Below are 23,914 nucleotides of genomic sequence, written 5' to 3'. Positions count from 1 at the left end.
TTGAGATGACGGAACCCGGCTAAGCCGACGCACGCGGAGTGGGAAGCGGAGGACACTTTTCTTTCCACGTCATCTCCAGCCTGGACGCCAGTCCTGCTTTCGCAATGATTTCAGCCGCGAGCCGTTCAACGCTGCCAAGAACTTCCTTGCGCTCCCTGAACTTCGTGAACTCCCCTTCACGGAACACGATATCGCCGTTGACCATGACATATTTCGCGTCCGTTCCCTTGCCGGCGCCGAGGAATGCGGACACTGGGCGTTGCAGTGAACCGACGTGAGGACCTCGCATGTCGAAGACCGCGATATCGGCCAGCTTGCCGGGCTCTAGCGAACCCAGTTCACCGGCGACGCCAAGCACGCGCGCACCATTGATGGTTGCCATTTCCAGTGCCCGCTCGAACGGCATGCGGGTCGGATCCAGATGGCGCTGGTGCTGGAAGAGCACGCAGGCCTTTACCTGCTCGAGCATGTCATTGGTGTAGTCGACCATGGCGCCATCGGTGCCGAGCGCCGTCGGCACGCCCATGCGCAGCGCATTGGCCGCCGGGGCAATGCCGCCGCCGCGCATGGCTTCGCTGGTTGGCGTATACACCAGACCGGCACCAACATGCGCCATTTGCTCAAGGTCCAGCTCAGTGCAGTGGATGCCGTGAATCAACATCCACTGTTCATCCAGGACGCCGAGCTGCATGAGATACCGCACATCCGTGCGGCCGGTCTCCCGCAGATGCTTCAGGAATCCCTTCTCCGTGGAGAACGTCCCCGCGGCGATGTGGCTGCTGATGCGAACATTCAGCTTTCGCGCCAGTTCCGTCCCCCGGATGATGAGTGCTTCCGTGCTCATGCCGGACGAAGTCCAATGGGCGTTGGCCTCGATGACCATGCCCATGCGAATCAGCCCATCGTATTTTCCGTCCCAGCGGCGGATGTCCTCTTCGGCAGCAGCAAGCGACTCATCCAGCGAGAGTGGGTGGTCGAGGAACCGGCTGTTACGGCAGCGCAGCTCCTTGCCGAAGAACTGACGGATACCCACTTCGGCCTGGGACTCGACGCTCGCTTTCACGATGGCTTCGTCGCTTACTGAAACCGAGTGGTTGAATGATGTCGTGGTACCGGTTGCGAGCATCTCGGTGGCGCATTGATATCCACTGAGACGCATCGCGTCGTTCGACAGGTGGCGAACCAGGGGGAAGACCAGGTCATTGATCCAGTCTTCGAGCAGCATCCCGTCCGCCATACCCTTGAACATCGAGTACCACGGATGCTGATGCAGATTGATCAGGCCCGGAATCACCAGGCATCCGCTGGCATCGATGATTTCATCGAAACCCTCGGTCGGCGTATCTTCGTACGCGTAGACGCCCGTGATGCGCTTGCCCTCAACTGCAACTGCGCCCCGCTCGAATACGTCGCGCTCCTCGTTGACGGTGGCGACATAGCCGTTCCTGATGAGGATCTTCTTCATTGTGTCTGTTCCTTGATGGCATAACTTGACACCGGCGTCGTCCGTGCTTGTCTCCTGGGACGACACCGGCGTTCCGCACGATCAGCAGCTCGCTTGCAGACGCTTAGTCCTTCGGCGGCCAGGTCGGGATCGGCATCTTTCCCGACGGGAAGCGGACATTCTTCGAGCGCACGAATTCCTTGAGCGTCTCGGTCGCGTTTTCACGACCGAACCCGCTGCCTTTCACGCCGCCGAACGGCGAGCCGAGGAATGCCCTGCGCATGTAGTTATTGACAAAGATCATCCCGGCTTCGAGACGACGCGCGAGCTTCCACGCGCGATCCTCGTCAGTCGTGACAATCGCCGCGGTCAGGCCATAGGCCGTACCATTTGCGATCTCGACGGCTTCATCCTCGGTCTTGAAACGCATCAGGCAAGCGACCGGCCCGAAGATTTCTTCCTGGGCCACCGTCATCATTGGCACGACATCGCCAAGTACCGTGGGCGGCACCCAGTAGCCGTGTTCATATTGGGTGTCGGTCGGCAGTTTGCCTTGCGTCACGAGGCGTGCGCCTTCGCGCAGGGCGATGTCGATATATCCCATCACGCGGTCGCGTTGCTTGCCGTCGACCATCGGACCAATATCCGTCTTCGGATCCAGTCCATTGCCCACCACGAGCTGCTCGGTGGCGCGGGCAAATTTTGCTTCGAACTCAGCGTACCGGGATTCATGGACGAGAATACGTGCGGTTGACGTGCACGCTTCGCCTTGGTTATAGAACATGCCTTCAAGGGCGACGTTCAGGGCAACCTCCATGTCCGCGTCTTCCAGGATAAGGAGGGCATTCTTGCCGCCAAGCTCCATGGTCGCGTACGTGATGTTCTCTGCCGCGCTCTGCAGCACGCGGCGGCCGGTAGCGGTGGCGCCGGTAAAGCTGATGCGTTCCACCTTGTGATGCGACGCCAGCGCGGGGCCGGCCTTGATGCCGGGGGCGACGTTCAGCACGCCGGGGGGAAGAACCTGATTGGCCAGCTCGACCAGTCGCATGACGGTCAGCGGGGCCTGCTCACCCGGCTTGACGACAACGGTATTGCCGGCGGCCAGTGCCGGCGCTGACTTCTTCGCAAAGTGAATCGGCGGCCAGTTGAACGGCAGGATGGCTGCGACCACGCCATACGGCTCAAACAGCACGCGCGCCTCGATCGCGCCCTGGTCAAGGATTTCGCCGTGGAGCGTATCGGCGAGCCCTGCGAAATAGTCGAAACACGCGTGGCAATACGAGACGTCAAAGCGAAGTGCATCGCGCTTCGGCTTGCCGACTTCGCGTGCCTCCAGCTCGGCGAGTTCGTCGGCGTGCTCGCGAATCTTCGCCGCAACCTGGTGCAGCAACTGCGCGCGCTCTCGGGGCGAACGCTGGCGCCAGTCATTTTCATACGCCTGTCGCGAATCTGCGACCACGCGTCCTACCAGCGCTTCGTCTGCCGACACCACGCGTCCCAGCGGTTTCGCGGTCGCGGCTTCCTCGACAACAAAGAATTCCTGGTCACGGTCAGCCTCGACGACTTTGCCGCCAAGAATGGCGCCCCAGTATGGGCGACCCAGGTTCGATCTGTCTTGCGTAGCTTCTGCCATTTAGCCCTCTCGTTACAATCGATTGCAGAAATGAATGTTAGGACAGGTGTATGGGTCACTTGGATCCCACTCCGATTGCGCACTGCGTCAGCAGCGCTGCTGTCCTTCCGGATTCAATTTACTGCAATCGATTGCAGAAGGCAAGGGCAATCCGGGCTGCTACGGTGACCCGGGCACGTGCCCGCGCGACCAGGCGCGTCCCCACGGTGGACGGAGAGGCCGACCCGCCACACCCCAGCCGCGCCACATCACCTGACCATGCAGGGCGCCTTGTTGTTGAACTTCCAGCCCGGGATCAGGCACTGCATGGCCACGGCATCGTCGCGTGCGCCCAGGCCCTGGCGCAGGTACAGCGCGTGCGCGCGCGCCAGTGCATCCATGTCGAGCTCCACGCCCAGCCCCGGCGTCCTGGGCACCTGCACCAGGCCGCCTTCGATCTTCAGCGGGTTGCGGGTCAGGTGTTCGCCGTCCTGCCAGATCCAGTGCGTGTCGATGGCGGTGACGCGCCCCGGCGCGGCGGCTGCCACGTGGGTGAACATCGCCAGCGAGATATCGAAGTGGTTGTTCGAATGCGAACCCCAGGTCAGGCCCCACTCCGCGCACATCTGCGCCACGCGCACCGAGCCCTGCATGGTCCAGAAGTGCGGGTCGGCCAGCGGGATGTCGACGGACTGCAGCCGTAGCGCGTGCCCCAGCTGGCGCCAGTCGGTGGCGATCATATTGGTGGCGGTGGGCAGGCCGGTGGCGGTGCGGAACTCGGCCATGATCTCGCGGCCGGAATAACCATCTTCGGCGCCGCACGGGTCTTCGGCATAGGCCAGCACGCCGCGCTTGTCGCGGCACAGGCGCACCGCCTCTGACAGTGACCAGGCGCCGTTGGGGTCCAGCGTGATGCGCGCCCTGGGGAAGCGCTCGGCCAGCGCCAGGATCGCTTCCATCTCTTCGTCGCCGCGCAGCACGCCGCCTTTGAGCTTGAAGTCGTTGAAGCCGTAGCGGTCGTAGGCGGCTTCGGCCAGACGCACCACCGCCTCGGGCGTCATCGCCGCTTCATTGCGCAGACGGAACCATTCGTTGCCGGCGTCCGGCTCAGTGCGGTAGTCCAGCGTGGTGCGGTGGCGGTCGCCGATATAGAACAGGTAGCCCAGCATCTCCACGGCGTCACGCTGCTGGCCCTCGCCGAGCAGCGCGGCCACGGGGACCCCCAAGTGCTTGCCAAGCAGGTCGAGCAAAGCGGCCTCGAGCGCGGTCACCGCGTGGATCGTGATCCGCAGGTCGAAGGTCTGCAGGCCGCGGCCGGCCGCATCGCGCGTGGCAAATGCCTTGCGCACCTGGTTCAGCACGGCGTGGTAGTTGCCGATCGGCTGCCCCACCACCAGCGGCCTGGCATCGTCGAGCGTCTGGCGGATACCTTCGCCTCCGGGCACCTCGCCTACCCCGGTATTTCCTGCGCTGTCCTTCAGGATCACGATATTGCGCGTGAAGAAGGGTCCATGTGCCCCGGACAGATTCATCAGCATGCTGTCGTGGCCGGCCACCGGAATGACGGTGAGTTCGGTAACGACTGGCGTGGCATGCACCTGGGGGGCGGGAGTTTGGGAATCTTGCATGGGGCTGTCTCAGAACGTGTCGTACGTGTACCGAAAGACCGGCCTGAGCAATGTGCCGACCGGGGTGACGCCCGGACGACATCACGCATCGTCATCGGTCGTCATATAAGAGATGACCGAGTATAGTCAGGGGTCTCAGACTGGGTCAAGCGCCACAAACACCACCCGACGCGTTAGCCCATACCGATGTGTTGCCGATGCCATGCGCGGCTTTGGCCTTGGCTTGCGAGCCGAATGCTTATGTTATACGATGTCTTACAATGAAGTCCGCGCCGCTGCGGCTTCGCCTCGATGGCTGTGCATGGCGTGGCCCAAGCCAGCGTGCAGCCCGTCACATCGACCTCCTTATTGGTTTTCGTTCCAGCGACATGACGCCTCACGACCTCAAGCAAATCATCAGTTCCGGCCTGCTGTCCTTCCCCGTGACGGACTTCGACGCCCAGGGCAACTTCAACCCGGCAAGCTACGCCGCGCGCCTCGAATGGCTCGCGCCCTATGGCGCCAGCGCCCTGTTCGCGGCGGGCGGCACCGGTGAATTCTTCTCACTGGAACCCAGGGAATACAGCGACATCGTCCGCACGGCGGTGGATACCTGCCGCGGCAAGGTGCCCATCATCGCCGGCGCAGGCGGTCCGACCCGCGTGGCCATCGCCTACGCGCAGGAGGCCGAACGCCTGGGCGCGCACGGCGTGCTGTTGCTGCCCCACTACCTGACCGAAGCCAGCCCGGAAGGCATTGCCGCCCACGTGGAAGCCGTGTGCAAGTCCGTGTCGTGCGGCGTGATCGTCTACAACCGCGCGGTCTGCCGCCTCGACGCGATCCAGCTGGCGCGCCTGGCCGATCGCTGCCCGAACCTGGTCGGCTATAAGGACGGACTGGGCAGCATCGAACTGATGGTGTCGATCCGTCGCAAGCTGGGTGACCGCTTTGCCTATCTGGGCGGCCTGCCTACCGCCGAAGTCTACGCCGCAGCGTACAAGGCGCTGGGCGTGCCCGTGTACTCATCGGCCGTCTTCAACTTCATCCCCAGGACCGCGATGGAGTTCTATCGGGCCGTGGCCGGGGACGATCACGAGACCATCGGCCGTCTGCTCGACACCTTCTTCCTGCCCTACCTGCAGATCCGCGACCGCAAACAAGGCTATGCGGTCAGCATCATCAAGGCCGGCGCCAGGCTGGTCGGCCACGATGCGGGCCCGGTGCGCACCCCGCTTACCGACCTCACCGAAGAAGAAGCGGCCATGCTGGCTGCACTGATCGACAAGGTCGGCGCACAGTAAGAGATTGAACTGCCCACGTGTACGTGGGTAGTTCCGCCTTCAAGGAACGCTCCGTGACGATCCGCATCAAGGCTGGCTTTGCCATCCCCCGCCCATCGCCTGGTATAGCAGTACGCTGGCAATGAGCCGGTCAGACCGTGCCTGGATCAGGTTGAGCTCTGCGTTAAAGAGTTGGCGCTGCGCATCCAGTTGATCCAGGTACGGCGCATAGCCGGCCTTGTACCGGTTTGTGGCGTGGCGCAACGCTTCCACCAGCGCGTCGCGCTGCTCGGACAGGCGTTGCACCTGGGTGCCGAGCTGGTCCACCGCGGCAAGGTTGTCGTTGACTTCCCGGAATGCGGTCAGCGCGACGCGGCGATAGGCGAAGGCCGCCTGGTCGCGCTGAGCCGCCGCCGCATCGGCGGCGCCTGCGATGCGGCCGGCCTCGAAGACCGGCGCCAGCACGCTGCCCCCGAGAGACCAGATGGTCACCGGGTTCGCCAGGCCCGTGGCGTAGAGCAAGGCGCCGCTGGCAGTCAGCTGCACCCGTGGCAGAAAGGCCTTGCGGGCAGCGCTCAGGCTGGCGTCCGTGGCGGCCAGGTCGAACTCCGCCTGAGCCAGGTCGGGACGCCGGCGCAGCATGTCAGCGGGCATCATGGCGGGTACCGGCGGTTGCTGTAACGCATTCAATGGGGCGCCGCGCCTGACCGCTGCTGCAGGCGCCTCTCCCACCAGCACGCTCAACGCATTCTCCTGCCGGATCACCGCGAGTTCAGCCTGTGGCACGGCCTGCGCCGTGGATTCGTATTCGGCACGGGCCTGTTCGAATTCAAGCTGCGAGGTATAACCGGTATCGGCGCGGCTGCGCGCCAGCCGAAGCGCCGCCTCACGCGACTCCAGCGTCTGGCGCACCACGTCGAGTTGCGCGTCGAGCGCCCGCAGCGTGATGTACGCACGCGCCGTGGCAGCGGCTACCGACAGCAGCGCAGCATCCCGCGCGGCCTGCGCCGAGAGCGCATTCGCGCGCGCGGCGCCGGCGAGATCGGAGATGCGGGCGAACAGGTCCAGTTCGTAGGCGACCGTCAGCGTAGGCTGCGCCGAGTCGAGCGAGCGCGCCTGCCCGAACGCATTGAGCGAGCGCGCCCGGCTTGCCGGTGCCGAGAAATCCAGCGATGGCCACAGCTGCGCGCGGGCCACGCGCTCGCGCGCGAGCGCTTCCTGCACCCGGGCGGCGGCAATTTCGACGTCCAGGTTATTGGCAAGCGCCTGGGTCACCAGCAGGCTGAGTTGCGGGTCGCCATAGCGCGTCCACCAGTCGCTCTCGATCGGCGCGCTCGGCCCCGGACCGACACGCCAGGCCGGCGGCGCGATCACGGCAGCGGCGGCCGGCGTGGGCGGACGCGGCCCCATGCAGCCAGCGAGGAAAACGGAGGCAAACGCTGCCGCAACCACAGCGGCAACAACAGCGGCAGCGCGGCTGTTCATGGCCGCACCCCAGGCGCCGGCGTGGCCGGGGCAACCTGGCTGGCAGGCGCGGGCGGCGCCGCAACGCGAGCATTGCGCGCCCCGCGCGTATCCACCTCCGCTTCCACCGACATGCCCGGGCGCAGCCGCTCGACCAGTGGCTGGCCGGGATCGATTGAAATCTTTACCGAGATCCGCTGCGCCACCTTGACGAAGTTGCCGGTGGCATTATCCGCCTGGATCACCGCGAACTCGGAGCCCGCCGCCGGCGCAAGCTGTTCCACTCGCCCGGTAAAGCGGGCATGGTCGAGCGCATCGACACGGAAAACCGCCGGCTGCCCCGGCACCATGTGGGCGGTCTGGGCTTCCTTGTAGTTGGCGATCACCCAGAACTGCAGCGGGACCAGGAACATCAGTTGCGTGCCGGCAGTGACATACTGCCCCAGCCGGGCCCCGATCTGGCTCAGGCGGCCGTCCTGCGGTGCCACCACCACGGTGTTGGCCAGGTCGATCTCGGCGAGCCGGAGGGCCGCGCGTGCCGACTCGACCGCCGCCTGCAGTCCCTCGCGTCCGACCCGGACCGATTCCACATCCTGCCTCGCGATCTCGCCCGCCGCCTTGGCCTGCTCGACTGCCGCCTGCGCCTGGCGCAGCGAGGCGCGGGTCTGGTCGCGTTCGCGTAGCGACACCGAGCCCTGCCCGACCAGTTCGTCGACCCGCCCCATATCCGCCTGCGCGCGCTCCAGCTGCGCCCGTGCGTTGTCCAGGTTGGCCCGCTGCGACTGGATTGCGGCTTCGCGCGAGCGCTCCGTCTGGTGCGAATTGCTCAGGGTGGCAACCTGGGTGTCCAGATTGGCGCGGGCCTGCTCCACGCGCTGGCGGTAGATCCTGTCGTCGATGCGCAGCAGCACCTCGCCCGTCCTGACAAACTGGAAGTCACGCACCGGCACGCCGGTCACGTAGCCGCTGACCTGTGGGCTGATGATCGTGGTCTGGCCGCGTACATAGGCGTTATCCGTCCCCTGGACCACGGCCGAAAACGGCGGCAGGCCCCAGGAATAGAGGATGACCAGGACCCCGGCCAGCGCGGCCAGCACGACCACGATGGTGGTGCGTCGACCGCCCTTGGGCGGCGCCCAGCCGGTCGGGGAGACTGGTGCCGCCGACCGCGCGGCGCCCGCGTCACGGTCCGCTTCCGCCTGCTGCCTGATCTCGACCGGATCCTCCAGCCGCTGATGGCTCTGGGTGGGCTTCGCCGGCCGCGCTGCCGCGCCGGCATGGTCATCTTCGCGATTGTCCCCGCTCATTCGCGCTGCTCCGTGGATGTCCCGGCTGGCGGAACCTGCTTGCCGGCTTGTCCCGGCGGCCGGATCTTGCGCAAGTATAGGGTCACCAGCCAGGCCAGCGTCACGGTCGACAGCACGCCGATCAGCAGGAACACATCGTTGTAAGCCAGGATATTGGCTTCGCGGGTCACCTGTTGCGCCAGCAGGGCCACGCCTTCGGCCTGGCGCAGCGTGCCGTCGCCCAACACGCGCTGGTAGGCCGCGCCGAGCGCCTGGATGCGCGCCGCATCGAGCGGATCGGACAGGCTGATCGACTGCACCAGCGCGTGCGAATGGAATTTCTCGCGGTAGATCTGGAAGGTGCCCAGCAGCGCGGTGCCGACCAGGCCGCCGAGCGACTGGGTAATGCTGAACAGCGCGGAAAAGCTGACAAGATGGCTCATGCCGCGCGCGAGCGCACTGGTCATCCCGATCAGCAGCGTCGGCCCCATGAAGTACACCGCTGCAAACGCGATCAGCGACTGCGTGAAATACAGATTAGCGGGCCGCGTGAGATTGGTGGCGCTCGCGTCCAGAAACGCTGCAATGGCGATCAGCACCAGCGATATGCGGATGGGCCGGCCGAGTTCCTGGGGGTTGACCGTGGCGACACTCAGCGCGATCCCCGCTACAGTGGCCATCGAGACCACCGTGTACAGGTAGATCAACTGGTCGTTGTTCATGCCGACTGCCGTCAGCAGGCCCACCGCGCCATAGGGCTGTTCCGACAGCAGGACCCGGACCGACATCGCCACGATGCCGAACCGCAGGATCGCCCAGCTACCCAGCCAGCGCGTGTTGAGCAGCGGGTTGGCGCGGTTGTGCTCAACCCAGAGCGCCGCTGTGATCAGCAGCAGCGCAGCGCATAGCCCATAGCCGATCCACGGCGCCTCGATCCACCAGACGAAGCGGCCCTGGCTCAGGACCGCGCAGAGCAGCGCCATGCCAGGCGCGAACAGCCCGACGGTGAGGAAATCCAGTTTCTCGAAGGCCTGCGTCCGTTCGCTGGGGGGCAGCCGCAGCAGACTGACCGCCGCCAGCGACAGCAACGCCATGCCAAGCTCGAACAGGTACAGCGTGCGCCAGTTGCCGCCCTCGAGCATGCCGGTCGAGAAGGTCCGGGCAAGTGGCGTGGCGAGCTGCGGAACGCCGATGCCCAGCACCACCGCCCTCACCCGGTGCGCGGCAGGCAGCGACTGGATGAAGTAATAGAGGCCGAGCGTACTCAGTCCGCTGGCAGCCAGCCCATTTGCCGCGCGCACCATCAGGGCCGTGCCGAAGGTGTGGGTAAGCAAATGCGCGCCGGTGATCGCCACATAGGACAGCAGGACGACCCGCGTAAAGTTCTCGAGCCCGTATTGCTGGCGGAACTTGATCAGCAGCAGGCTCGCGCACACGTTGGTCATCACGTAGACGGTCGACAGCCACGCCACTTCGTCGCTGTACAGTCCGAACACGCCCTGCAGGTTGGTGGTGTTGGCCACCACCAGCGCATTGCCGAAGCCGCTGGTCAGGCAGATCTGGAAGCCAATGAAGAAATAGGCGATGCGCCGTGCTGCCGGATGCTCGGGCGTGGCCGGAGATCCAGGAATGGTGGGGCGCTCGTGCGGCTTGAATTGATATTCGCTCGAGTCGGTAGCCATGGGCGCGCTCGCGTTCCGAACAGCACTGATTGGTTCGCCCATGCCCGGCGGCGCCCGGCCATTTCCGCCCCCGACGGCCCTCGCGACATGCTGGCGACGACAAAGGCTCATGCTAGCGCATGATCGGCTTGCCGGCCATCGGAAGGATCCCCGCAACCGGGATTTCCGATCAGGTTGAGACGGTCTTCGGCAGGAATTTTTCCTGAGCTGCAAAAGGCAATCCGCTCACCTACTCGTGGCCTTCGCCCGCAGAGGGGCCGCCTTCAGGCGCGCTGCGATGCCTAGTCGGGTGCGCCAAGGACCCCTTGAGCGCCGTTCAATGGAGTGACCTCGGTCGTATCGATCCGTTGGGTTTTACCGTCCTCGACGATGTCGGTGCGCAGCACAAAACCTTCGCTTGGACAGTACCAGTCGGTGACATGCATGACATGGGGCTCCGTGTTGACGGTCTCATCCAGTATCTGCAGCGGCCCGGTCCAGGTACGCCGCTCATAAGTAATCGGCACGCACTGTTTGCGGCCCATCGCGGTCACGACAGTCTGGCGTCGGCCCACCTGACGGCCGCTCACCGACAGGGTCGCGTGCGGCGCATAGAGCTTTCCGATTTCCTCACCGGAATCGCGCGCGTAGATCGTGAACAAAAGACTCGACTCGACGAATTCGCTACCAAGCGTCGCCCCCTCGCGCAGATCCTGGCCGGCATAGTCGAACACACCCTCACCACGGCTTGAGGTAGTGCCATAGAGCCGCCCATAACGTCCGCTTGCATTGACCACTGCATGACCGTCGATCCGCGCAGGCGATGTCGGGGTGGGCGGCGTGATCGTGATCTGATCGTCTTGCTCGGTAATGATGGGGGGCCCCATCAAGGCTGCTAGCGCGCTCTTCGAGTGAATCTTGACGGTGGTGTGGCAGGTCGTGGCGGTCTCGGTCGGCGGCGACTGAATCCCCGTCCGGGACATTGGCATGGCCCCGTCAGACTCCATCTGCACGCGCGCCCCACCAGGAAACCAGACGGTCGCGCATGGACTGCCGCGCAGCGGCGTACCGGACGCTTCAGAAGCACGGGGCGGTGACGGCTCTGCGCAAGCGTGGGTGGCTACGGCGAGCAAGCTGGTCGCAACAGCACATGCCAGCGCAAAAGGTCGACGGGTTCTCATGGCGATTTGCCAGGCAAGCGGCGAGGCCGCATCAAAGTCTGTCGACGAGCTCGCTGGCATACACCGGGCACCAGCCCAAGGCTGCACCGAGGTGCCGAGGCGGTTTCCTCAAGTGTTCAATACGTGTCTTGACCGCCTACGGCAACCGGATCAATTACCCTGGAAGAATGGATTACGGCGATCCCCTACATGGCTGGATGCGTCGAACGGAAAATCGCGATTGAGCGTGCGTGCACCCTCCGTATACGGATCGCGTGCCCCTGTGTTTGCGCCCTGCGTATAGGGATCGCGCGGCGCGTTCACACTAGGTGCCAACTCCTGCTTTGTGGACTGATTCGCGCCCTCGGTGTACGGGTCGAATTTGCCAGTGCGCGCCCCTTGAGAATACGGATCGCGTGCGCCAGTATCTGCGCCTTGCGTGTACGGGTCGCGTGGAGAAGCGACGCCCTGCGCATAAGCTACCCCAACAGCGCCCAGCGTGGCGAAAGTCAGCGGAATGACCAAACTCTTCAACATAGCAGTCCCCAGTTTCTGTCGATGTCTCGGCCCAGAAACAAGACGCAGCCTGGGCCTGGCGGGTAAGTTCGTGAAGCAGCCAACATACCCCTTACATACTAGCCCGATGAGATGCGCTTTCAAGACGCGAAAGTCCTGCAATGCGTACAGGGCAGTTGCCACTCCCGGCCGGGGACATTGATAACAGCTTAAGACATGTGAACGATTCTGGCTTGCTTGCCATTGCCGTCTATGTCAACACCGTGCCTCGGATGCGCTGAACCGTCGCCTGTAGTAACCCGGGCTGGTTCCAAGCCGAATCCGGAAATGATTGCGCATCGTGGCTGCAGCACCAAAGCCGACTTGCACCGCGATTTCATCCACGGATAACTCGGTCTCTTCGAGCAAGGACCTGGCGCGGCTCAGGCGTTCGGTAAGCAGCCACTCCCCTGGCGGCATCCCCATCGTGCTGACAAAGTGCCGCTGAAAGGTTCGGGCACTCATCGCCGTTTGCTTTGCCATCCTGATGATCGACCAGTCCTCGCCCAAGGTTGCGCGCACCGCGTCCACCAACGGTGCCAGCGAAGAGCCGCTACGCTTTGATACCGGCTCGTCGATATACTGGGCCTGCCCGCCTTCGCGATGGGGTGGCATCACCAGCCGGCGTGCGACCTGATTGGCGGCGCGCGGACCAAGGTCCCGGCGGATCAGGTGGAGGCACAAGTCGATTCCCGCGGCACTGCCGGCAGATGTGAGGACATCGCCGGCATCGACGTAGAGCACGTCCGCTTCCACGTGGACGTCCGGATATCGCGCCGCAAGTGCTGCGGCATGGCGCCAGTGTGTCGTCGCGCGCTTGCCGTCGAGCAACCCTGCTGCCGCCAGGACAAAGGCGCCCGTACAGATTGACATGATGCGCGCCCCGCGTTTGTTCGCCTTTTTCAATGCGCGGCAAAGTTCCGGCGGGACGTCCGCTTCGATACCGCGCCACCCCGGAATGATGATGGTCTTTGCTTTGGCCAGGAGTTCGAGGCCACCGTCAGCCTGTACCTGGATGCCACCCGAACCGCGCAACCTCCCCGATTCGGCGGAACAGGTCGTGAAGCGATACCAGCTGTCGCCCATTTCTGGTCTTGGCAGACCAAACACTTCAACGGCGCAGCCATATTCAAAGAGGCTCAGGCCGTCGTACACGACGACGGCAACCAGTCCTGCGTTGGCAGACGATTGTGATCTGGTCTTTGGCATGATATGGACGGAAACAGGCATTGATGCCACCAGCGATTGATTCTGCCCCATCTGCGCCACGTCGCGCAAGACTCGCCCCCCAGTCTGTTCGTGTGCTGCGATCCTGATTGCCGCAGCCACTCCCCTCAAGTTGGCACGATCTTTACGCTAATTGTCGTTCGTGCCACTGGTGGGTTCAGTTTGCACTGCTTATCCTGTGGTCGGTGGTTCGCGCTACGGCAAGCGACGCGCGTGCCCCAGCAATTTCAACCCGCAGAGAGAGTGAAAGTGAAAGACAAACTAATCATGCTTCGCCCCGGCTTCTTCTCAGGCTCGGAAGGTCCGTTCTATTGTGGAGACTCCGTTGCCGTTGAAGGCCTGCTCGGCTTCTTCCCGCAGTTGCGCAATGAAGTTGAGGTCGAATACATCGATGCGCCCCGCCCTCGCATGGCAATTGTCGAACTGATCGGCGAAGCCAACCAGTCCGCCCCCGTCCTGGTGCTCGGCGCCGGGCGCGCGCCGGTCGATGACGGCGTGGAGATTCACGTACACGGCCAGACGCGTTTTATCGATTCGCCCGACCATATCCGTCGATACCTGTCGTCGCAGTACGGTGTGGCGCATCCCGCCTCCTGACATGCGTGAAGAGGCCTTCCATGCAGCCCGGCGCGCCACCGCAACCATTGCGGTCGGCGGGATCGCCTGCCGCAACACTGGCGGTGCCCGTGCGTGGCGGGCCTCGACTTTGAACCTGCCCGGCAATCGCTTCAGGCAAGCGCCTGAAGTCTCTTGAATAAGCCATGGATTCTCCAATGTCTTCGCCCAAGCACGCCAAGCTCCTGATTCTCGGTTCCGGCCCTGCCGGCTATACCGCCGCCGTCTATGCAGCGCGCGCCAACCTGTCGCCGGTGCTTGTCACGGGCCTGGCGCAAGGCGGCCAGCTGATGACCACCACCGATGTCGAGAACTGGCCGGCGGATGCAACGGGCGTGCAGGGCCCGGAGTTGATGCAGCGCTTTCTCGACCACGCGGAGCGCTTCAACACCGAGATCGTGTTCGACCACATCCACACCGCAAAGCTCGACGGGAAGCCGATTCGCCTGACCGGCGAATCCGGCGAGTACACCTGCGACGCGCTGATCATCACGACAGGCGCGTCCGCACAATATCTCGGCCTGCCGTCCGAGGCATCCTTCATGGGCCGCGGCGTGTCCGCTTGCGCGACCTGCGACGGCTTCTTCTACCAGCAGCAGCATGTCGCCGTGGTTGGCGGCGGCAATACGGCGGTCGAAGAAGCACTGTATCTGGCTGGCATCGCGAAAAAGGTCACGGTGATCCACCGCCGCGACAGGTTCCGCGCCGAGCCGATCCTGGTCGACCGCCTGCTCGAGAAAGCGAAGCAGGGTGTTGTCGAGATCAAATGGAACCACGTGCTCGACGAAGTGAAGGGCGACGCGGCCGGCGTGACCGGCCTGCGCATCAGGCATGCGCAAACCGGCGAGACCACCGAACTCGCCCTGCAAGGCGTCTTCATCGCCATCGGCCACAAGCCGAACACCGATCTCTTCAAGGGCCAGCTCGAGATGACCAACGGCTACATCATCACCAACGGCGGCCTCTCGGGCAACGCCACGGGCACGAGTGTGCCGGGGGTGTTCGCGGCAGGCGACGTGCAGGACCACATCTATCGGCAGGCGATCACCAGTGCCGGCACCGGCTGCATGGCCGCGCTCGATGCGCAGCGATACCTGGAAAGTACGCCGGGCCTGCATGTCTCCATGACCGCCAGGCGAGGGTAATCAGGATGTCCCCCGATACCTACCTCTCGCACGGCGTCATCGATCCGGACGATTTCGGCGGCGTCGTCAATCCGCCGGTTTTCCATGCGTCGACCGTGACCTTTCGCGATCTCGACGACATGGAAGCGCGCGGGCGCGCCATGTCTGGCGCAGACACGGATGTCATGTGGTACGGCCGCAAAGGCACGCCCACCACCTTCGCGTTGCAGAACGCCCTGGCGCAGCTCGAAGGCGGGCACCGTTCGTTGTTGGTGTCGTCCGGCCTGGCCGCGTGTACGAGCGCCATCATGGCGTTTGTCAAAGCCGGCGATCACATCCTGGTGAGCGACAGCGTCTATGGCCCGACGCGCCACTACGTCGAAACGGTACTGGCCCGCTGCAATGTGTCTGCGACGTTCTACGACCCCACGCTCGGGTCTGACATCGCGGCCTTGTTCCGTCCGGCGACGACGCTCGTGTTCGCCGAGTCACCGGGTTCGCAGACGTTCGAAATCCAGGACATTCCGGCCATTGCGAAGGCCGCACACCGGCATGGCGCGGTCGTCGTCATCGACAACACGTGGTCCACGCCCTTGTTCTTCAAGCCATTCGAGCACGGCGTGGATGTCTCCGTACATGCGGGGACGAAATACATCGTTGGGCATTCGGACGCTTTGATGGGTGTGATCACGACCAACCGTGAGTCATGGAACACCGTACGCGACTATGTCTTCGCCACTGGCCAGCACGCGGGCCCGGACGACGTTTATCTCGCGCAGCGGGGCTTGCGGACGATGGCCGTGCGCCTTGAGCGGCATCAGCGTAGCGGACTGGCCATTGCCGAATGGCTGGCGGGCCGCCCGGAGGTGGCCCAGGTGTTGCACCCCGGGCTTCCTGGTGCGCCGGGCCATGCACTCTGGCGTCGGGATTTCACGGGGGCTTCAGGATTGTTCAGCGTCGTACTCAAGCCCGGGTATGGGCGTGAGGCGTTCCGTGCCTTCATCAACGACCTGAAGCTGTTCCGCCTGGGCTTTTCCTGGGGCGGATTCGAGAGTCTGGTGATGCCCTTCGATCCCCAGAAGGAGCGCCCCGCAGCCGCCTGGCCGTATGCCGGCCAGGCATTTCGATTGCACGTGGGCCTTGAGGCCAAGGAGGATCTGATCGCCGATCTGGAAGCCGCGTTCCGCCGACTTGTCGGGCAATAGCGTTGCCCTGCAAAAAAAATACCTATTCCTACATTGGAGACAAGGCATGAAATCCCTGAAGTTGCTGTTGCAAAGCGCGTGCATCGCGACCCTCCTGCATGTCACGACACCCGCCGTACACGCTGAGGATCTGCTGGATTCGGTCAAAGACAGCGGCGTCCTGAAAGTCGGCATGGAGGGCACTTACCCACCCTTTGGCTATCGCAATGGCGACGGCCAGCTCGACGGCTTTGACGTGGCCGTAGCCAAAGCCGTGGCCGACAAGATGGGGCTCAAGATCCAGTTCATCACCACCGAGTGGAGTGGCATCATTGCCGGCCTGCAAGCCGGCAAGTTCGACGTCATCGTCAACCAGGTGAGCATCACGCCGGCGCGCCGCCAGGCTCTGGACTTTACCCAGCCATACGTCTATTCCGCGGTCCAGGTACTTCAGCGCAACAATGACAAGCGCGAGTTCAGTTCGCTTGAAGCGCTGAAGGGAAAGTCCGTCGGCGTCACGCTGGGCAGCAACTATGCCGAACTGGCGAAATCCGTGCCGGGTATCCTGGTGCAGACCTATCCGGGTACGTCGGAAAACCTGCGTGACCTGGCGGCCGGGCGCATCGATGCCGCCCTCAATGACCGCCTGATGCTGCCGTACCTGATCAAAAACTCCAGGATGCCGCTACGCACCGGCGCGCTGCTCGCTGGCACGAAGCTTGAGATGGGCATCCCGTTCCGCAAGGGCAATCCCAGGTTTGCCAAAGCCATTGACGATGCACTGAACGCGTTGCAGCAGGATGGCACGTTGCGCAAGCTGTCCATCCAGTGGCTGGGTACCGACGCCAGCATACCCGTCGCCCAGTAATCGCCACCACGCCGGCCGGCTCGTTCCATCGCTGCAGGCATCGGCCTGGCCGGCCACGCGGCCACTTCTACGGATCGAATCATGGAATCTCTTGATCTAGTTGTTCACACATCGCCGTTACTCCTGCACGGAGCGGCGATCACCGTGAAATTTGCCCTGGCGTCGATGGTGTTCGGCCTGCTGGTCGGGATCGTGGTCGCCATTATGGGTATCAGCACCAGTCCAATCCTCGGCGGCATTGCCCGCACCTATGTCAGTGTCATGCGCGGCACGCCGCTGCTGGTGCAGATGTTCGTCGTCTACTATGGCCTGCCAGACCTCGGCATTTCCCTGGACCCCACCAGCGCCGGCATTCTTACCCTCACGGCCAATGCCGGCGCGTACCTGTCGGAAAGCATGCGCGGCGCGATTCTCGGTATCGGCAGAGGGCAATGGAGCGCAGCGCACAGCCTCGGGCTGAGCCATCTGCAGACGCTGCGTTACATCGTCTGCCCGCAGGCCTTGCGGCTTGCCGTGCCAAGCCTCGGCAACACCCTTATCAGCCTGATCAAGGATACGTCGCTGGTGTCAGTCATCACCGTGACCGAGTTGCTCAGATCCTCCCAGGAGATCATCGCCTCAACGTTCCAGCCGCTTCCCTTGTATCTGTCGGTAGCAGCGATCTACTGGCTGTTGAGCACCGGATTGTCATGGGGGCAGCGTCGCCTCGAGGCGCGTCTGACGTTGCCTGTGACACGTTGATTCAACGGGTCGGAAAGCTGAAGAAAGCAATCTGCAAGTAGGAGACAAAACAATGATCGCGCTAGAAGGCGTATCGAAGTGGTACGGTCAGTTCAAGGTGCTTGATGCGTGCAGCACCCAGGTAGAAAAAGGCGAGGTCGTGGTCATTTGCGGCCCTTCCGGATCCGGAAAGTCCACGCTGATCAAGACGGTCAACGGCCTCGAGCCGTTTCAGCAGGGCCGGATCAGTGTGGACGGTGTCATGGTCGGCGATCCGAAGATCAAGCTTTCCCAGTTGCGTGCGCGGGTTGGCATGGTGTTTCAGCATTTTGAGCTGTTCCCGCATCTGTCCATTCTCGACAACCTTTCCCTGGCGCAGGTCAAAGTGTTGAAACGGCGCAAAGAGGAGGCACAGGAGAACGGCATGCGGCTGCTCGAGCGCGTTGGCCTGAAGGCGCATGCGCGGAAATACCCCGGGCAGCTTTCGGGCGGGCAACAACAGCGCGTGGCGATTGCGCGCGCGCTGTCGATGGATCCGATCGCCATGCTGTTCGACGAACCGACGTCGGCGCTCGATCCCGAAATGATCAATGAGGTGCTGGACGTCATGGTCGAACTGGCGCGCGAGGGCATGACCATGATCTGCGTCACCCATGAAATGGGGTTCGCGAAGAAGGTCGCCAGCCGGGTGATTTTCATGGATGGCGGCGCCATCGTCGAAGATGCCGGCAAGGAAGCCTTCTTCGGTGACCCGAAGTCGGCCCGTGCGAAGGAGTTCCTCGCAAAGATCCTGCATTGACCCACACCAGCCGCATGAAGGCGGGGGCGGTCGAGGGCGATCAAGGTCCCCGCTGACAACGCCCGCCGCCTCGTCCTGGTCCACCTCACCCAAAGTCGAAATCATGAAGATCTCGGATCGCCTTGCCTCTTTCTCCCGCCTCGATCTGGTCGGCGCGGTCACGCCCCTGCAAAAGCTTGATCGCCTGTCCGGGATGGTCGGACGCGATATCTACATCAAGCGCGATGACACCACGCCCCTTGCGTTTGGCGGAAACAAACTGCGCAAGCTTGAGTTCCTGGCGGCTGACGCCTTGCGCCAGGGCGCCGATACGCTGGTAACGGCCGGCGCCATACAGTCGAATCATGTCCGGCAGACGGCCGCGCTGGCGGCCCGTCTCGGGCTACGCTGCCGCGCGTTGCTGGAAAACCCGACCGGCACGGCAGACGGCGACTACCTGCACAGCGGCAACCGCCTGCTGCTCGATCTGTTCGACGCACAGGCCGAGCTGGTTACCAGTCTCGACAACGCCGAAGCACAGCTGCAAGCCCTTGCGGAACGGCTGCGTGGCGAGGGGCGCAAGCCTTATGTCATCCCGATCGGCGGGTCCAATCCGCTGGGGGCATTGGGGTATGTACGTGCCGGCCTGGAGCTGGCGCAGCAAGCCAAAGCGATGGGTCTTGCATTCTCGGCGGTCGTGCTGGCCTCGGGTAGTGCCGGAACCCACGGCGGGCTTGCTGTAGCGCTCGCGCACGCGATGCCGGAAACACCGGTCGTCGGCGTTACCGTGTCGCGCAGCGTCGCGGCGCAAACGCCGAAGGTGGCCGGGCTGATCGAAGGGACCGCTGCGCTGCTCGATGTCGAGGTGCCGGCAGGGCTGCAGGTGGAGCTGTGGGACGAGTACTTCGCGCCTCGCTATGGTGAACCCAACCAGGCGGGGCTGGAAGCCATCCGTATCCTGGCTGGTACCGAAGGAGTGTTGCTCGACCCCGTCTATACGGGGAAGGCAATGGCTGGTTTGCTCGATGGTGTCGCGCGCGGGCAATTTGCCGGCGATGGTCCGGTGTTGTTCCTGCATACCGGTGGTGCGCCGGCGTTGTTTGCGTATCGCAATGCCATCGACGTGAGAATACGGACAGCGGCTACCATGATCCCGGCGACACCTGCATTCTGACCGACCGTCAGACGGCCAGGCGCTCCACCGCCGCCTCGCGCCTGGCCATCCCCAACAGGAACATCGACGCCCCTGCGATCAACGCCGGCATGCCAATCAGCGCAAACAATGCCGGCATGCCCAGGCCCATCGACAGCATCGTCGCGCCGCCGACGGATCCCACCACCGAGCCCATGCGGCCAACGCCATTGGCCCAGCTTACGCCAGTGGCACGGCAGTCCGTCGGATAGAAGCTGGCGGACAGCGCGTTCGCGCCCACCTGCGATCCCGAGATGCAAAAGCCCGCAAGGAACACCGCCATGCCCGCGGCCACTGGCTCGGAAGCAAAGCTGCCCACCGCCGCAATACCAAGCGCCGCCAGCGAATAGCTGCACGCCAGCACATAGTGCGGCTTGATCCGATCCATCAGCCAACCCAGCACGATCGCCCCCACGGTGCCGCCGACCTGGAACATCGTCGTCACCAGCGCGGCCGTGCGCAGGGAATGGCCGGTACTGCGCAGCAGTGTCGGCAGCCAGCTGGACAGCAGGTAGATCACCAGCAGGCTCATGAAGAACGCCAGCCAGAACAGCAGCGTGCCGCGCAGCAGTTCGGGCCGGAACAGGTGCCGCACCGGCGAGCTGGCGACACGCTGCTCGCCCACCGCGAAGGTGGCATTGCCCAGGTCTTCATGCGGGGCGATCCTCTGCAGCGTGGCGACGACGCGCTCGCGCGACTTGCCGGTCAGCACCAGATAGCGCACCGATTCCGGCAGCAGCCTCACCAGCGCCACCGCCAGCAGCAGCGGCAGCACGCCGCCCGCGACCAGCACCGAGCGCCAGCCGAAGGCCTCGATCAGTCCGGCGGAAGCCAGGCCGCCGAAGGCAGAGCCCAGCGTGAAGCCGCAGAACATGGTGGTGACCAGGAAGGAGCGGCGCTTGTCCGGGCAGAACTCGGAGGTCAGCGTGATCGCGTTGGGCATGGCGCCGCCCAGGCCCAGGCCGGTCAGGAAGCGCAGCAGCACCAGCGTCCACAGGTCCTGCGACCAGGCCGATGCCAGGCAGGCGGCACCGAAGAACAGTACCGACAACACCAGCACGCCCTTGCGGCCGAAGCGGTCGGCCAGCGGGCCGAACAGGAAGGCGCCGGCCATCAGGCCGCCGAGGCCGGCGCCGAACAGCGGCGCCAGCTGGGCCGGCGTCAGCTGCCATTCGGCGCGGATGGCGGGGGCGATAAAGCCGATCGCGGCGGTATCGAAGCCGTCGACGGCAACGATCAGGAAGCACAGCACGACAATGGTCACCTGGAACGCCGACAGCGGCTGGCGGTCGATGAACGCGGTGACGTTCAGGGGTTGGCTGGCAGGCATGGTGTCTCCTCCTTGATGCCAGGGTTAGGCGCGAGAGAGGGCTGGCAGCTTCGTCGGCCGCCAGCTCGCTATCCGGTTTTTTGCGGGTAAGAATGCCGCGGTCAGCGGCCTACAGCCACGGCGTGGGGCTCAGGCACTTGTCCGCGCGCCAGCCATGCAGCCATTGCAGTGCGTCGTAGAACTGCGCCTGCGTGCGGCCCGTCCACAGGCTGTTGCGCACCAGCCGGTCGACGCCCTTGGCGTGGTAGACGCGGCCCATGTCGCGCGCGGCGTACAGCACGCGCGCGGTGCGCGGGATACGGGCTTGCTCATACAGCCGGAAGGCCGCAGCATAGTCGCCATCCGCCGCCTTCACTGCGGCACCGAGCGTGACCGCGTCTTCCAGCGCCTGGCAGGCGCCCTGCGCCACGTACTGCGTCATCGGGTGCGCGGCATCGCCCAGGATGGTGGCGCGGCCGAAGCTCCAGCGCTCGACCGGGTCGCGGTCGGCGGTGGCCCAGCGCTTCCAGGAGCTGGGACGGTCCAGCATCTGGTGCGGCAGCGGATGGATGCCTTCGAAGTACGACAGCACTTCTGCCTTGCTGCCGTCGCGCACGCCCCAGGTTTCCTGCTCGCGGCTGTGGAAGGTCACCACCAGGTTGTACTGCTGGCCGCCGCGCAGCGGGTAGTGCACCAGGTGGCAGTGCGGACCGGCCCAGACCACGGGCGCATTGACCTGCAGATCCTGCGGCATGTCGGCGACATCGACCACGGCGCGATACACCACATGTCCGGTCACGCGTGGCTCGTCACCGATCAGCGCCTGGCGGATGGCGGACTTGACACCGTCGCAGCCGATCACGGCGTCGCCGCGGTGGTGTTCGCCGTGCTGGTCGATCACGGTCACGCCCTGGTCATCCTGTAGCAGCTGCTCCACGCGTGTGCTGGTGCGGAAGGTGATCAGCGGATGGTCCTGCACCGCCTCCAGGATCGACAGGTGGATATCGGCACGATGGATCACCGCATAGGGGTTGCCGAAGCGCTCGCGATACGCTTGTCCGACATCGACCTCCGCGATCACCTGTGTGTCGATCGCATCGCGCAGGCTGAGGTAGTCGGTAAAGACCGCGCGGCTGCGCGCGGCCTCGCCCACGCCCAGCGCGTCCAGCGCGGCGAAGGCGTTGGCGGCCAGCTGGATGCCGGCGCCGATCTCGCCGATCTGCTCGGCCTGCTCCAGCAGTTCAATGCGGATGCCCTGGCGTGCCAGCGCCAGCGCCGCCGCCAGGCCGCCGATACCGCCGCCGATGATGAGGACCTTGCCGGTCGCGTTTTGAGTCTTGCTCATGCTTGTCTCCTGGCCTGCGCGGCAACGTCAGGCGGTGTAGTCGGGCTGGCGCTTGGGCGCCGCTTGGGCGAAGCACGGATGGGCGCTGGCGTGGGCGTAGACGGCCAGCACGCGTTCGTAGCGGCCGAGGTCGCAGCCCATGCGCAGGGCATTGGCCACTTGCGGCACCAGCGTGACGTCGGCCAGCGTCGGCGCATCGCCAAAGCACCACTTGCCGTGCCCGTGCAGCGCCAGCAAGCGCTCCACGCCGGCCATGCCCTCATCGATCCAGTGCCGGTACCACGCGTCCTTCTGCGCGGGCGTGACTTGCAGCACGTCCTGCAGGTAGCGCAGCACGCGCAGGTTGTTGACCGGGTGGATATCGCAGCCGATCAGCGTGGCCAGCTCCAGCACCCGCGCGCGCTGCACCGGGTCTTGCGGCACCAGGCGCGGCTCGGGGTGGCGCGCGTCCAGGTAGTCGATGATCGCGAACGACTGGCCCAGCGTGAAACTGCCGTCCACCAGCGCGGGCACGGAAGCGGACGGGTTGATGCCGTCGACATATTCCGGCTCGCGGTGCTGGCCGGTACGGATATTGACGCCCAGGTAGTCGTACGGCAGGCCCTTCAGGGCCAGCGCGATGCGCACCCGGTAGGATGTGGAGCTGTTGAAGAAGCTATAGAGCTGCATGATCGGTATTGCCTGTGTGCTGCACTACGCGCGCTCAGACCACGCGCACGGTCAGTTCGCCCAGTCCGTCGACGCCGGTGACCATGGTGTCGCCCGCCTTGACCGCGCCGACGCCTTCGGGCGTGCCGGTGAAGATCACGTCGCCCGGCTCCAGGCGGAAGAACTGCGACAGGCAGGCCACGGTCTCGGCCACCGACCAGATCAGGTGCGACACATCGCTGCGCTGCTTCGTTTCACCGTTGACCGTCAGCCAGAGGCCGGCTTGCTGCGGGTGCCCGATATCACTGGCGCGGCGGATCGGCGCCACCGGGGCCGAGGCGTCGAAGGCCTTGCCGATTTCCCAGGGGCGACCCATCTCGCGCATCTTCATCTGCAGGTCGCGGCGCGTCATGTCGAGTCCGACGGCGTAGCCCCACACGTGGTCGAGCGCCTGTTCGACGGGGATATCCGAGCCGGCCTTGCCGATCACGGCCACCAGCTCAGCCTCGTAGTGGTAGTTCTGCGTCTGCGCCGGGTACGGCAGTTCCAGCGTGGTGCCGGCCGGCACGGGGACGATCGCGTCCGCCGGCTTGCAGAAAAAGAACGGCGGTTCGCGGTCGGGGTCGAAGCCCATCTCGCGGGCGTGGGCGGCATAGTTGCGGCCCACGCAGTAGACGCGGCGAACGGCGAACTGGTCATCGCTGCCGGCAACGGGAATGGCAACGGTGGCTGGGGGCGTGAAGACGTAGGACATGGTGATGGCTTCCAGGAAATTGTCAGGTAAGCAAAGCCCGGCGGTGCGGTGGGCACCGCGCGTGGCGGATCGGATCAGGGT

The 23,914-nt window shown here is 64.5% G+C and carries 21 protein-coding genes; 8 read left to right on the top strand and 13 right to left on the bottom strand.

The genetic code is table 11. The features are described 5' to 3' along the window. Positions 1-19: 19 nt before the first annotated feature. The 3 genes from DN412_RS02770 to gudD all read right to left on the bottom strand — a co-directional run bounded on the left by DN412_RS02770 (position 20) and on the right by gudD (position 4,684). Positions 20-1,465: an amidohydrolase family protein gene (locus DN412_RS02770; RefSeq protein ID WP_115013112.1), complete on the bottom strand. Its 1,446-nt coding sequence runs from the start codon at positions 1,463-1,465 to the stop codon at positions 20-22. A 103-nt stretch (positions 1,466-1,568) separates the two neighbouring features. Further along, positions 1,569-3,077 (bottom strand): aldehyde dehydrogenase family protein, encoded by a 1,509-nt coding sequence (locus tag DN412_RS02765; RefSeq protein ID WP_244222538.1) that lies wholly within the window; start codon positions 3,075-3,077, stop codon positions 1,569-1,571. A 248-nt stretch (positions 3,078-3,325) separates the two neighbouring features. After that, on the bottom strand, positions 3,326-4,684 hold the full coding sequence (gene gudD, locus DN412_RS02760) for a glucarate dehydratase (RefSeq protein ID WP_115013111.1): 1,359 nt from the start codon (positions 4,682-4,684) through the stop codon (positions 3,326-3,328). A gap of 368 nt (positions 4,685-5,052) precedes the next feature. Here gudD and kdgD point away from each other — a divergent pair, with 368 nt between their 5' ends. Further along, positions 5,053-5,964 carry a 5-dehydro-4-deoxyglucarate dehydratase gene (gene kdgD, locus DN412_RS02755; RefSeq protein WP_115013110.1) on the top strand — a complete coding sequence of 304 codons (912 nt, stop codon included), beginning with the start codon at positions 5,053-5,055 and terminating at the stop codon, positions 5,962-5,964. A gap of 66 nt (positions 5,965-6,030) precedes the next feature. Here the strand turns inward: kdgD and DN412_RS02750 are convergent, their stop codons facing one another. From DN412_RS02750 to ftrA, 6 genes are all read right to left on the bottom strand, one after another. Continuing rightward, positions 6,031-7,428: an efflux transporter outer membrane subunit gene (locus tag DN412_RS02750; protein WP_115013109.1), complete on the bottom strand. Its 1,398-nt coding sequence runs from the start codon at positions 7,426-7,428 to the stop codon at positions 6,031-6,033. After that, a complete protein-coding gene (locus DN412_RS02745; protein WP_115013108.1) occupies positions 7,425-8,714 on the bottom strand; it encodes an HlyD family secretion protein in 1,290 nt (429 codons plus the stop codon). Before DN412_RS02745 ends, DN412_RS02750 begins: the two co-directional genes overlap by 4 nt. Further along, positions 8,711-10,375, bottom strand: coding sequence for an MFS transporter (locus tag DN412_RS02740; RefSeq protein WP_115013107.1), 1,665 nt, complete (start codon positions 10,373-10,375; stop codon positions 8,711-8,713). The genes DN412_RS02745 and DN412_RS02740 overlap by 4 nt, the downstream gene beginning before the upstream one ends. Before the next feature lie 281 nt (positions 10,376-10,656). Further along, a complete protein-coding gene (locus DN412_RS02735; RefSeq protein WP_133303017.1) occupies positions 10,657-11,343 on the bottom strand; it encodes a hypothetical protein in 687 nt (228 codons plus the stop codon). A 342-nt stretch (positions 11,344-11,685) separates the two neighbouring features. Continuing rightward, entirely contained in the window at positions 11,686-12,051 is a 366-nt protein-coding gene (locus DN412_RS02730) for a hypothetical protein (protein WP_208647549.1), read from the bottom strand. A gap of 234 nt (positions 12,052-12,285) precedes the next feature. Beyond that, positions 12,286-13,299 (bottom strand): transcriptional regulator FtrA, encoded by a 1,014-nt coding sequence (gene ftrA / locus DN412_RS02725; RefSeq protein WP_115013235.1) that lies wholly within the window; start codon positions 13,297-13,299, stop codon positions 12,286-12,288. A gap of 246 nt (positions 13,300-13,545) precedes the next feature. Here ftrA and DN412_RS02720 point away from each other — a divergent pair, with 246 nt between their 5' ends. From DN412_RS02720 to DN412_RS02690, 7 genes are all read left to right on the top strand, one after another. Continuing rightward, on the top strand, positions 13,546-13,893 hold the full coding sequence (locus DN412_RS02720; protein WP_115013234.1) for a DUF3088 domain-containing protein: 348 nt from the start codon (positions 13,546-13,548) through the stop codon (positions 13,891-13,893). A gap of 176 nt (positions 13,894-14,069) precedes the next feature. Next, positions 14,070-15,056, top strand: a complete 987-nt coding sequence (gene trxB, locus DN412_RS02715) for a thioredoxin-disulfide reductase (protein WP_115013105.1) — start codon at positions 14,070-14,072, stop codon at positions 15,054-15,056. A gap of 5 nt (positions 15,057-15,061) precedes the next feature. Then, a complete protein-coding gene (metC, locus tag DN412_RS02710; RefSeq protein WP_115013104.1) occupies positions 15,062-16,240 on the top strand; it encodes a cystathionine beta-lyase in 1,179 nt (392 codons plus the stop codon). Positions 16,241-16,286: 46 nt separating this feature from the next. Further along, positions 16,287-17,087, top strand: coding sequence for a transporter substrate-binding domain-containing protein (locus DN412_RS02705; protein WP_115013103.1), 801 nt, complete (start codon positions 16,287-16,289; stop codon positions 17,085-17,087). A gap of 81 nt (positions 17,088-17,168) precedes the next feature. Beyond that, positions 17,169-17,828 (top strand): amino acid ABC transporter permease, encoded by a 660-nt coding sequence (locus tag DN412_RS02700; protein WP_115013102.1) that lies wholly within the window; start codon positions 17,169-17,171, stop codon positions 17,826-17,828. Positions 17,829-17,880: 52 nt separating this feature from the next. Further along, positions 17,881-18,606, top strand: coding sequence for an amino acid ABC transporter ATP-binding protein (locus DN412_RS02695; RefSeq protein ID WP_115013101.1), 726 nt, complete (start codon positions 17,881-17,883; stop codon positions 18,604-18,606). Positions 18,607-18,709: 103 nt separating this feature from the next. Continuing rightward, positions 18,710-19,759 carry a D-cysteine desulfhydrase gene (locus DN412_RS02690; protein WP_115013100.1) on the top strand — a complete coding sequence of 350 codons (1,050 nt, stop codon included), beginning with the start codon at positions 18,710-18,712 and terminating at the stop codon, positions 19,757-19,759. 7 nt (positions 19,760-19,766) lie between these two features. On the opposite strand, the gene DN412_RS02685 is transcribed toward DN412_RS02690, so the two are convergent. The 4 genes from DN412_RS02685 to DN412_RS02670 form a co-directional block, all read right to left on the bottom strand. Further along, the gene (locus DN412_RS02685) at positions 19,767-21,107 is read right to left on the bottom strand and encodes an MFS transporter (RefSeq protein WP_115013099.1); all 1,341 of its coding nucleotides are present in this window, start codon (positions 21,105-21,107) and stop codon (positions 19,767-19,769) included. A gap of 109 nt (positions 21,108-21,216) precedes the next feature. Continuing rightward, the gene (locus DN412_RS02680) at positions 21,217-22,431 is read right to left on the bottom strand and encodes a 3-hydroxybenzoate 6-monooxygenase (RefSeq protein WP_115013098.1); all 1,215 of its coding nucleotides are present in this window, start codon (positions 22,429-22,431) and stop codon (positions 21,217-21,219) included. Between the two features lie 27 nt (positions 22,432-22,458). Continuing rightward, positions 22,459-23,100 carry a maleylacetoacetate isomerase gene (maiA, locus tag DN412_RS02675; RefSeq protein WP_115013097.1) on the bottom strand — a complete coding sequence of 214 codons (642 nt, stop codon included), beginning with the start codon at positions 23,098-23,100 and terminating at the stop codon, positions 22,459-22,461. 34 nt (positions 23,101-23,134) lie between these two features. Beyond that, positions 23,135-23,833 (bottom strand): fumarylacetoacetate hydrolase family protein, encoded by a 699-nt coding sequence (locus tag DN412_RS02670; RefSeq protein WP_115013096.1) that lies wholly within the window; start codon positions 23,831-23,833, stop codon positions 23,135-23,137. Between the last annotated feature and the right edge of the window lie 81 nt (positions 23,834-23,914).

This window comes from Cupriavidus lacunae, assembly GCF_003353055.1.
Taxonomy (GTDB): domain Bacteria; phylum Pseudomonadota; class Gammaproteobacteria; order Burkholderiales; family Burkholderiaceae; genus Cupriavidus; species Cupriavidus lacunae.
The sequence above is the reverse complement of the archived record's forward strand: the minus strand, read 5'-3'. Positions and strand labels throughout refer to the sequence as shown.

Coding starts and splice junctions, on each gene's coding strand:
- DN412_RS02770 (WP_115013112.1), bottom strand. CDS start 1,465: ATGAAGAAGATCCTCATCAGGAACGGCTATGTCGCCACCGTCAACGAG.
- DN412_RS02765 (WP_244222538.1), bottom strand. CDS start 3,077: ATGGCAGAAGCTACGCAAGACAGATCGAACCTGGGTCGCCCATACTGG.
- gudD (WP_115013111.1), bottom strand. CDS start 4,684: ATGCAAGATTCCCAAACTCCCGCCCCCCAGGTGCATGCCACGCCAGTC.
- kdgD (WP_115013110.1), top strand. CDS start 5,053: ATGACGCCTCACGACCTCAAGCAAATCATCAGTTCCGGCCTGCTGTCC.
- DN412_RS02750 (WP_115013109.1), bottom strand. CDS start 7,428: ATGAACAGCCGCGCTGCCGCTGTTGTTGCCGCTGTGGTTGCGGCAGCG.
- DN412_RS02745 (WP_115013108.1), bottom strand. CDS start 8,714: ATGAGCGGGGACAATCGCGAAGATGACCATGCCGGCGCGGCAGCGCGG.
- DN412_RS02740 (WP_115013107.1), bottom strand. CDS start 10,375: ATGGCTACCGACTCGAGCGAATATCAATTCAAGCCGCACGAGCGCCCC.
- DN412_RS02735 (WP_133303017.1), bottom strand. CDS start 11,343: ATGCCAATGTCCCGGACGGGGATTCAGTCGCCGCCGACCGAGACCGCC.
- DN412_RS02730 (WP_208647549.1), bottom strand. CDS start 12,051: ATGTTGAAGAGTTTGGTCATTCCGCTGACTTTCGCCACGCTGGGCGCT.
- ftrA (WP_115013235.1), bottom strand. CDS start 13,299: ATGCCTGTTTCCGTCCATATCATGCCAAAGACCAGATCACAATCGTCT.
- trxB (WP_115013105.1), top strand. CDS start 14,070: ATGTCTTCGCCCAAGCACGCCAAGCTCCTGATTCTCGGTTCCGGCCCT.
- metC (WP_115013104.1), top strand. CDS start 15,062: ATGTCCCCCGATACCTACCTCTCGCACGGCGTCATCGATCCGGACGAT.
- DN412_RS02705 (WP_115013103.1), top strand. CDS start 16,287: ATGAAATCCCTGAAGTTGCTGTTGCAAAGCGCGTGCATCGCGACCCTC.
- DN412_RS02700 (WP_115013102.1), top strand. CDS start 17,169: ATGGAATCTCTTGATCTAGTTGTTCACACATCGCCGTTACTCCTGCAC.
- DN412_RS02695 (WP_115013101.1), top strand. CDS start 17,881: ATGATCGCGCTAGAAGGCGTATCGAAGTGGTACGGTCAGTTCAAGGTG.
- DN412_RS02690 (WP_115013100.1), top strand. CDS start 18,710: ATGAAGATCTCGGATCGCCTTGCCTCTTTCTCCCGCCTCGATCTGGTC.
- DN412_RS02685 (WP_115013099.1), bottom strand. CDS start 21,107: ATGCCTGCCAGCCAACCCCTGAACGTCACCGCGTTCATCGACCGCCAG.
- DN412_RS02680 (WP_115013098.1), bottom strand. CDS start 22,431: ATGAGCAAGACTCAAAACGCGACCGGCAAGGTCCTCATCATCGGCGGC.
- maiA (WP_115013097.1), bottom strand. CDS start 23,100: ATGCAGCTCTATAGCTTCTTCAACAGCTCCACATCCTACCGGGTGCGC.
- DN412_RS02670 (WP_115013096.1), bottom strand. CDS start 23,833: ATGTCCTACGTCTTCACGCCCCCAGCCACCGTTGCCATTCCCGTTGCC.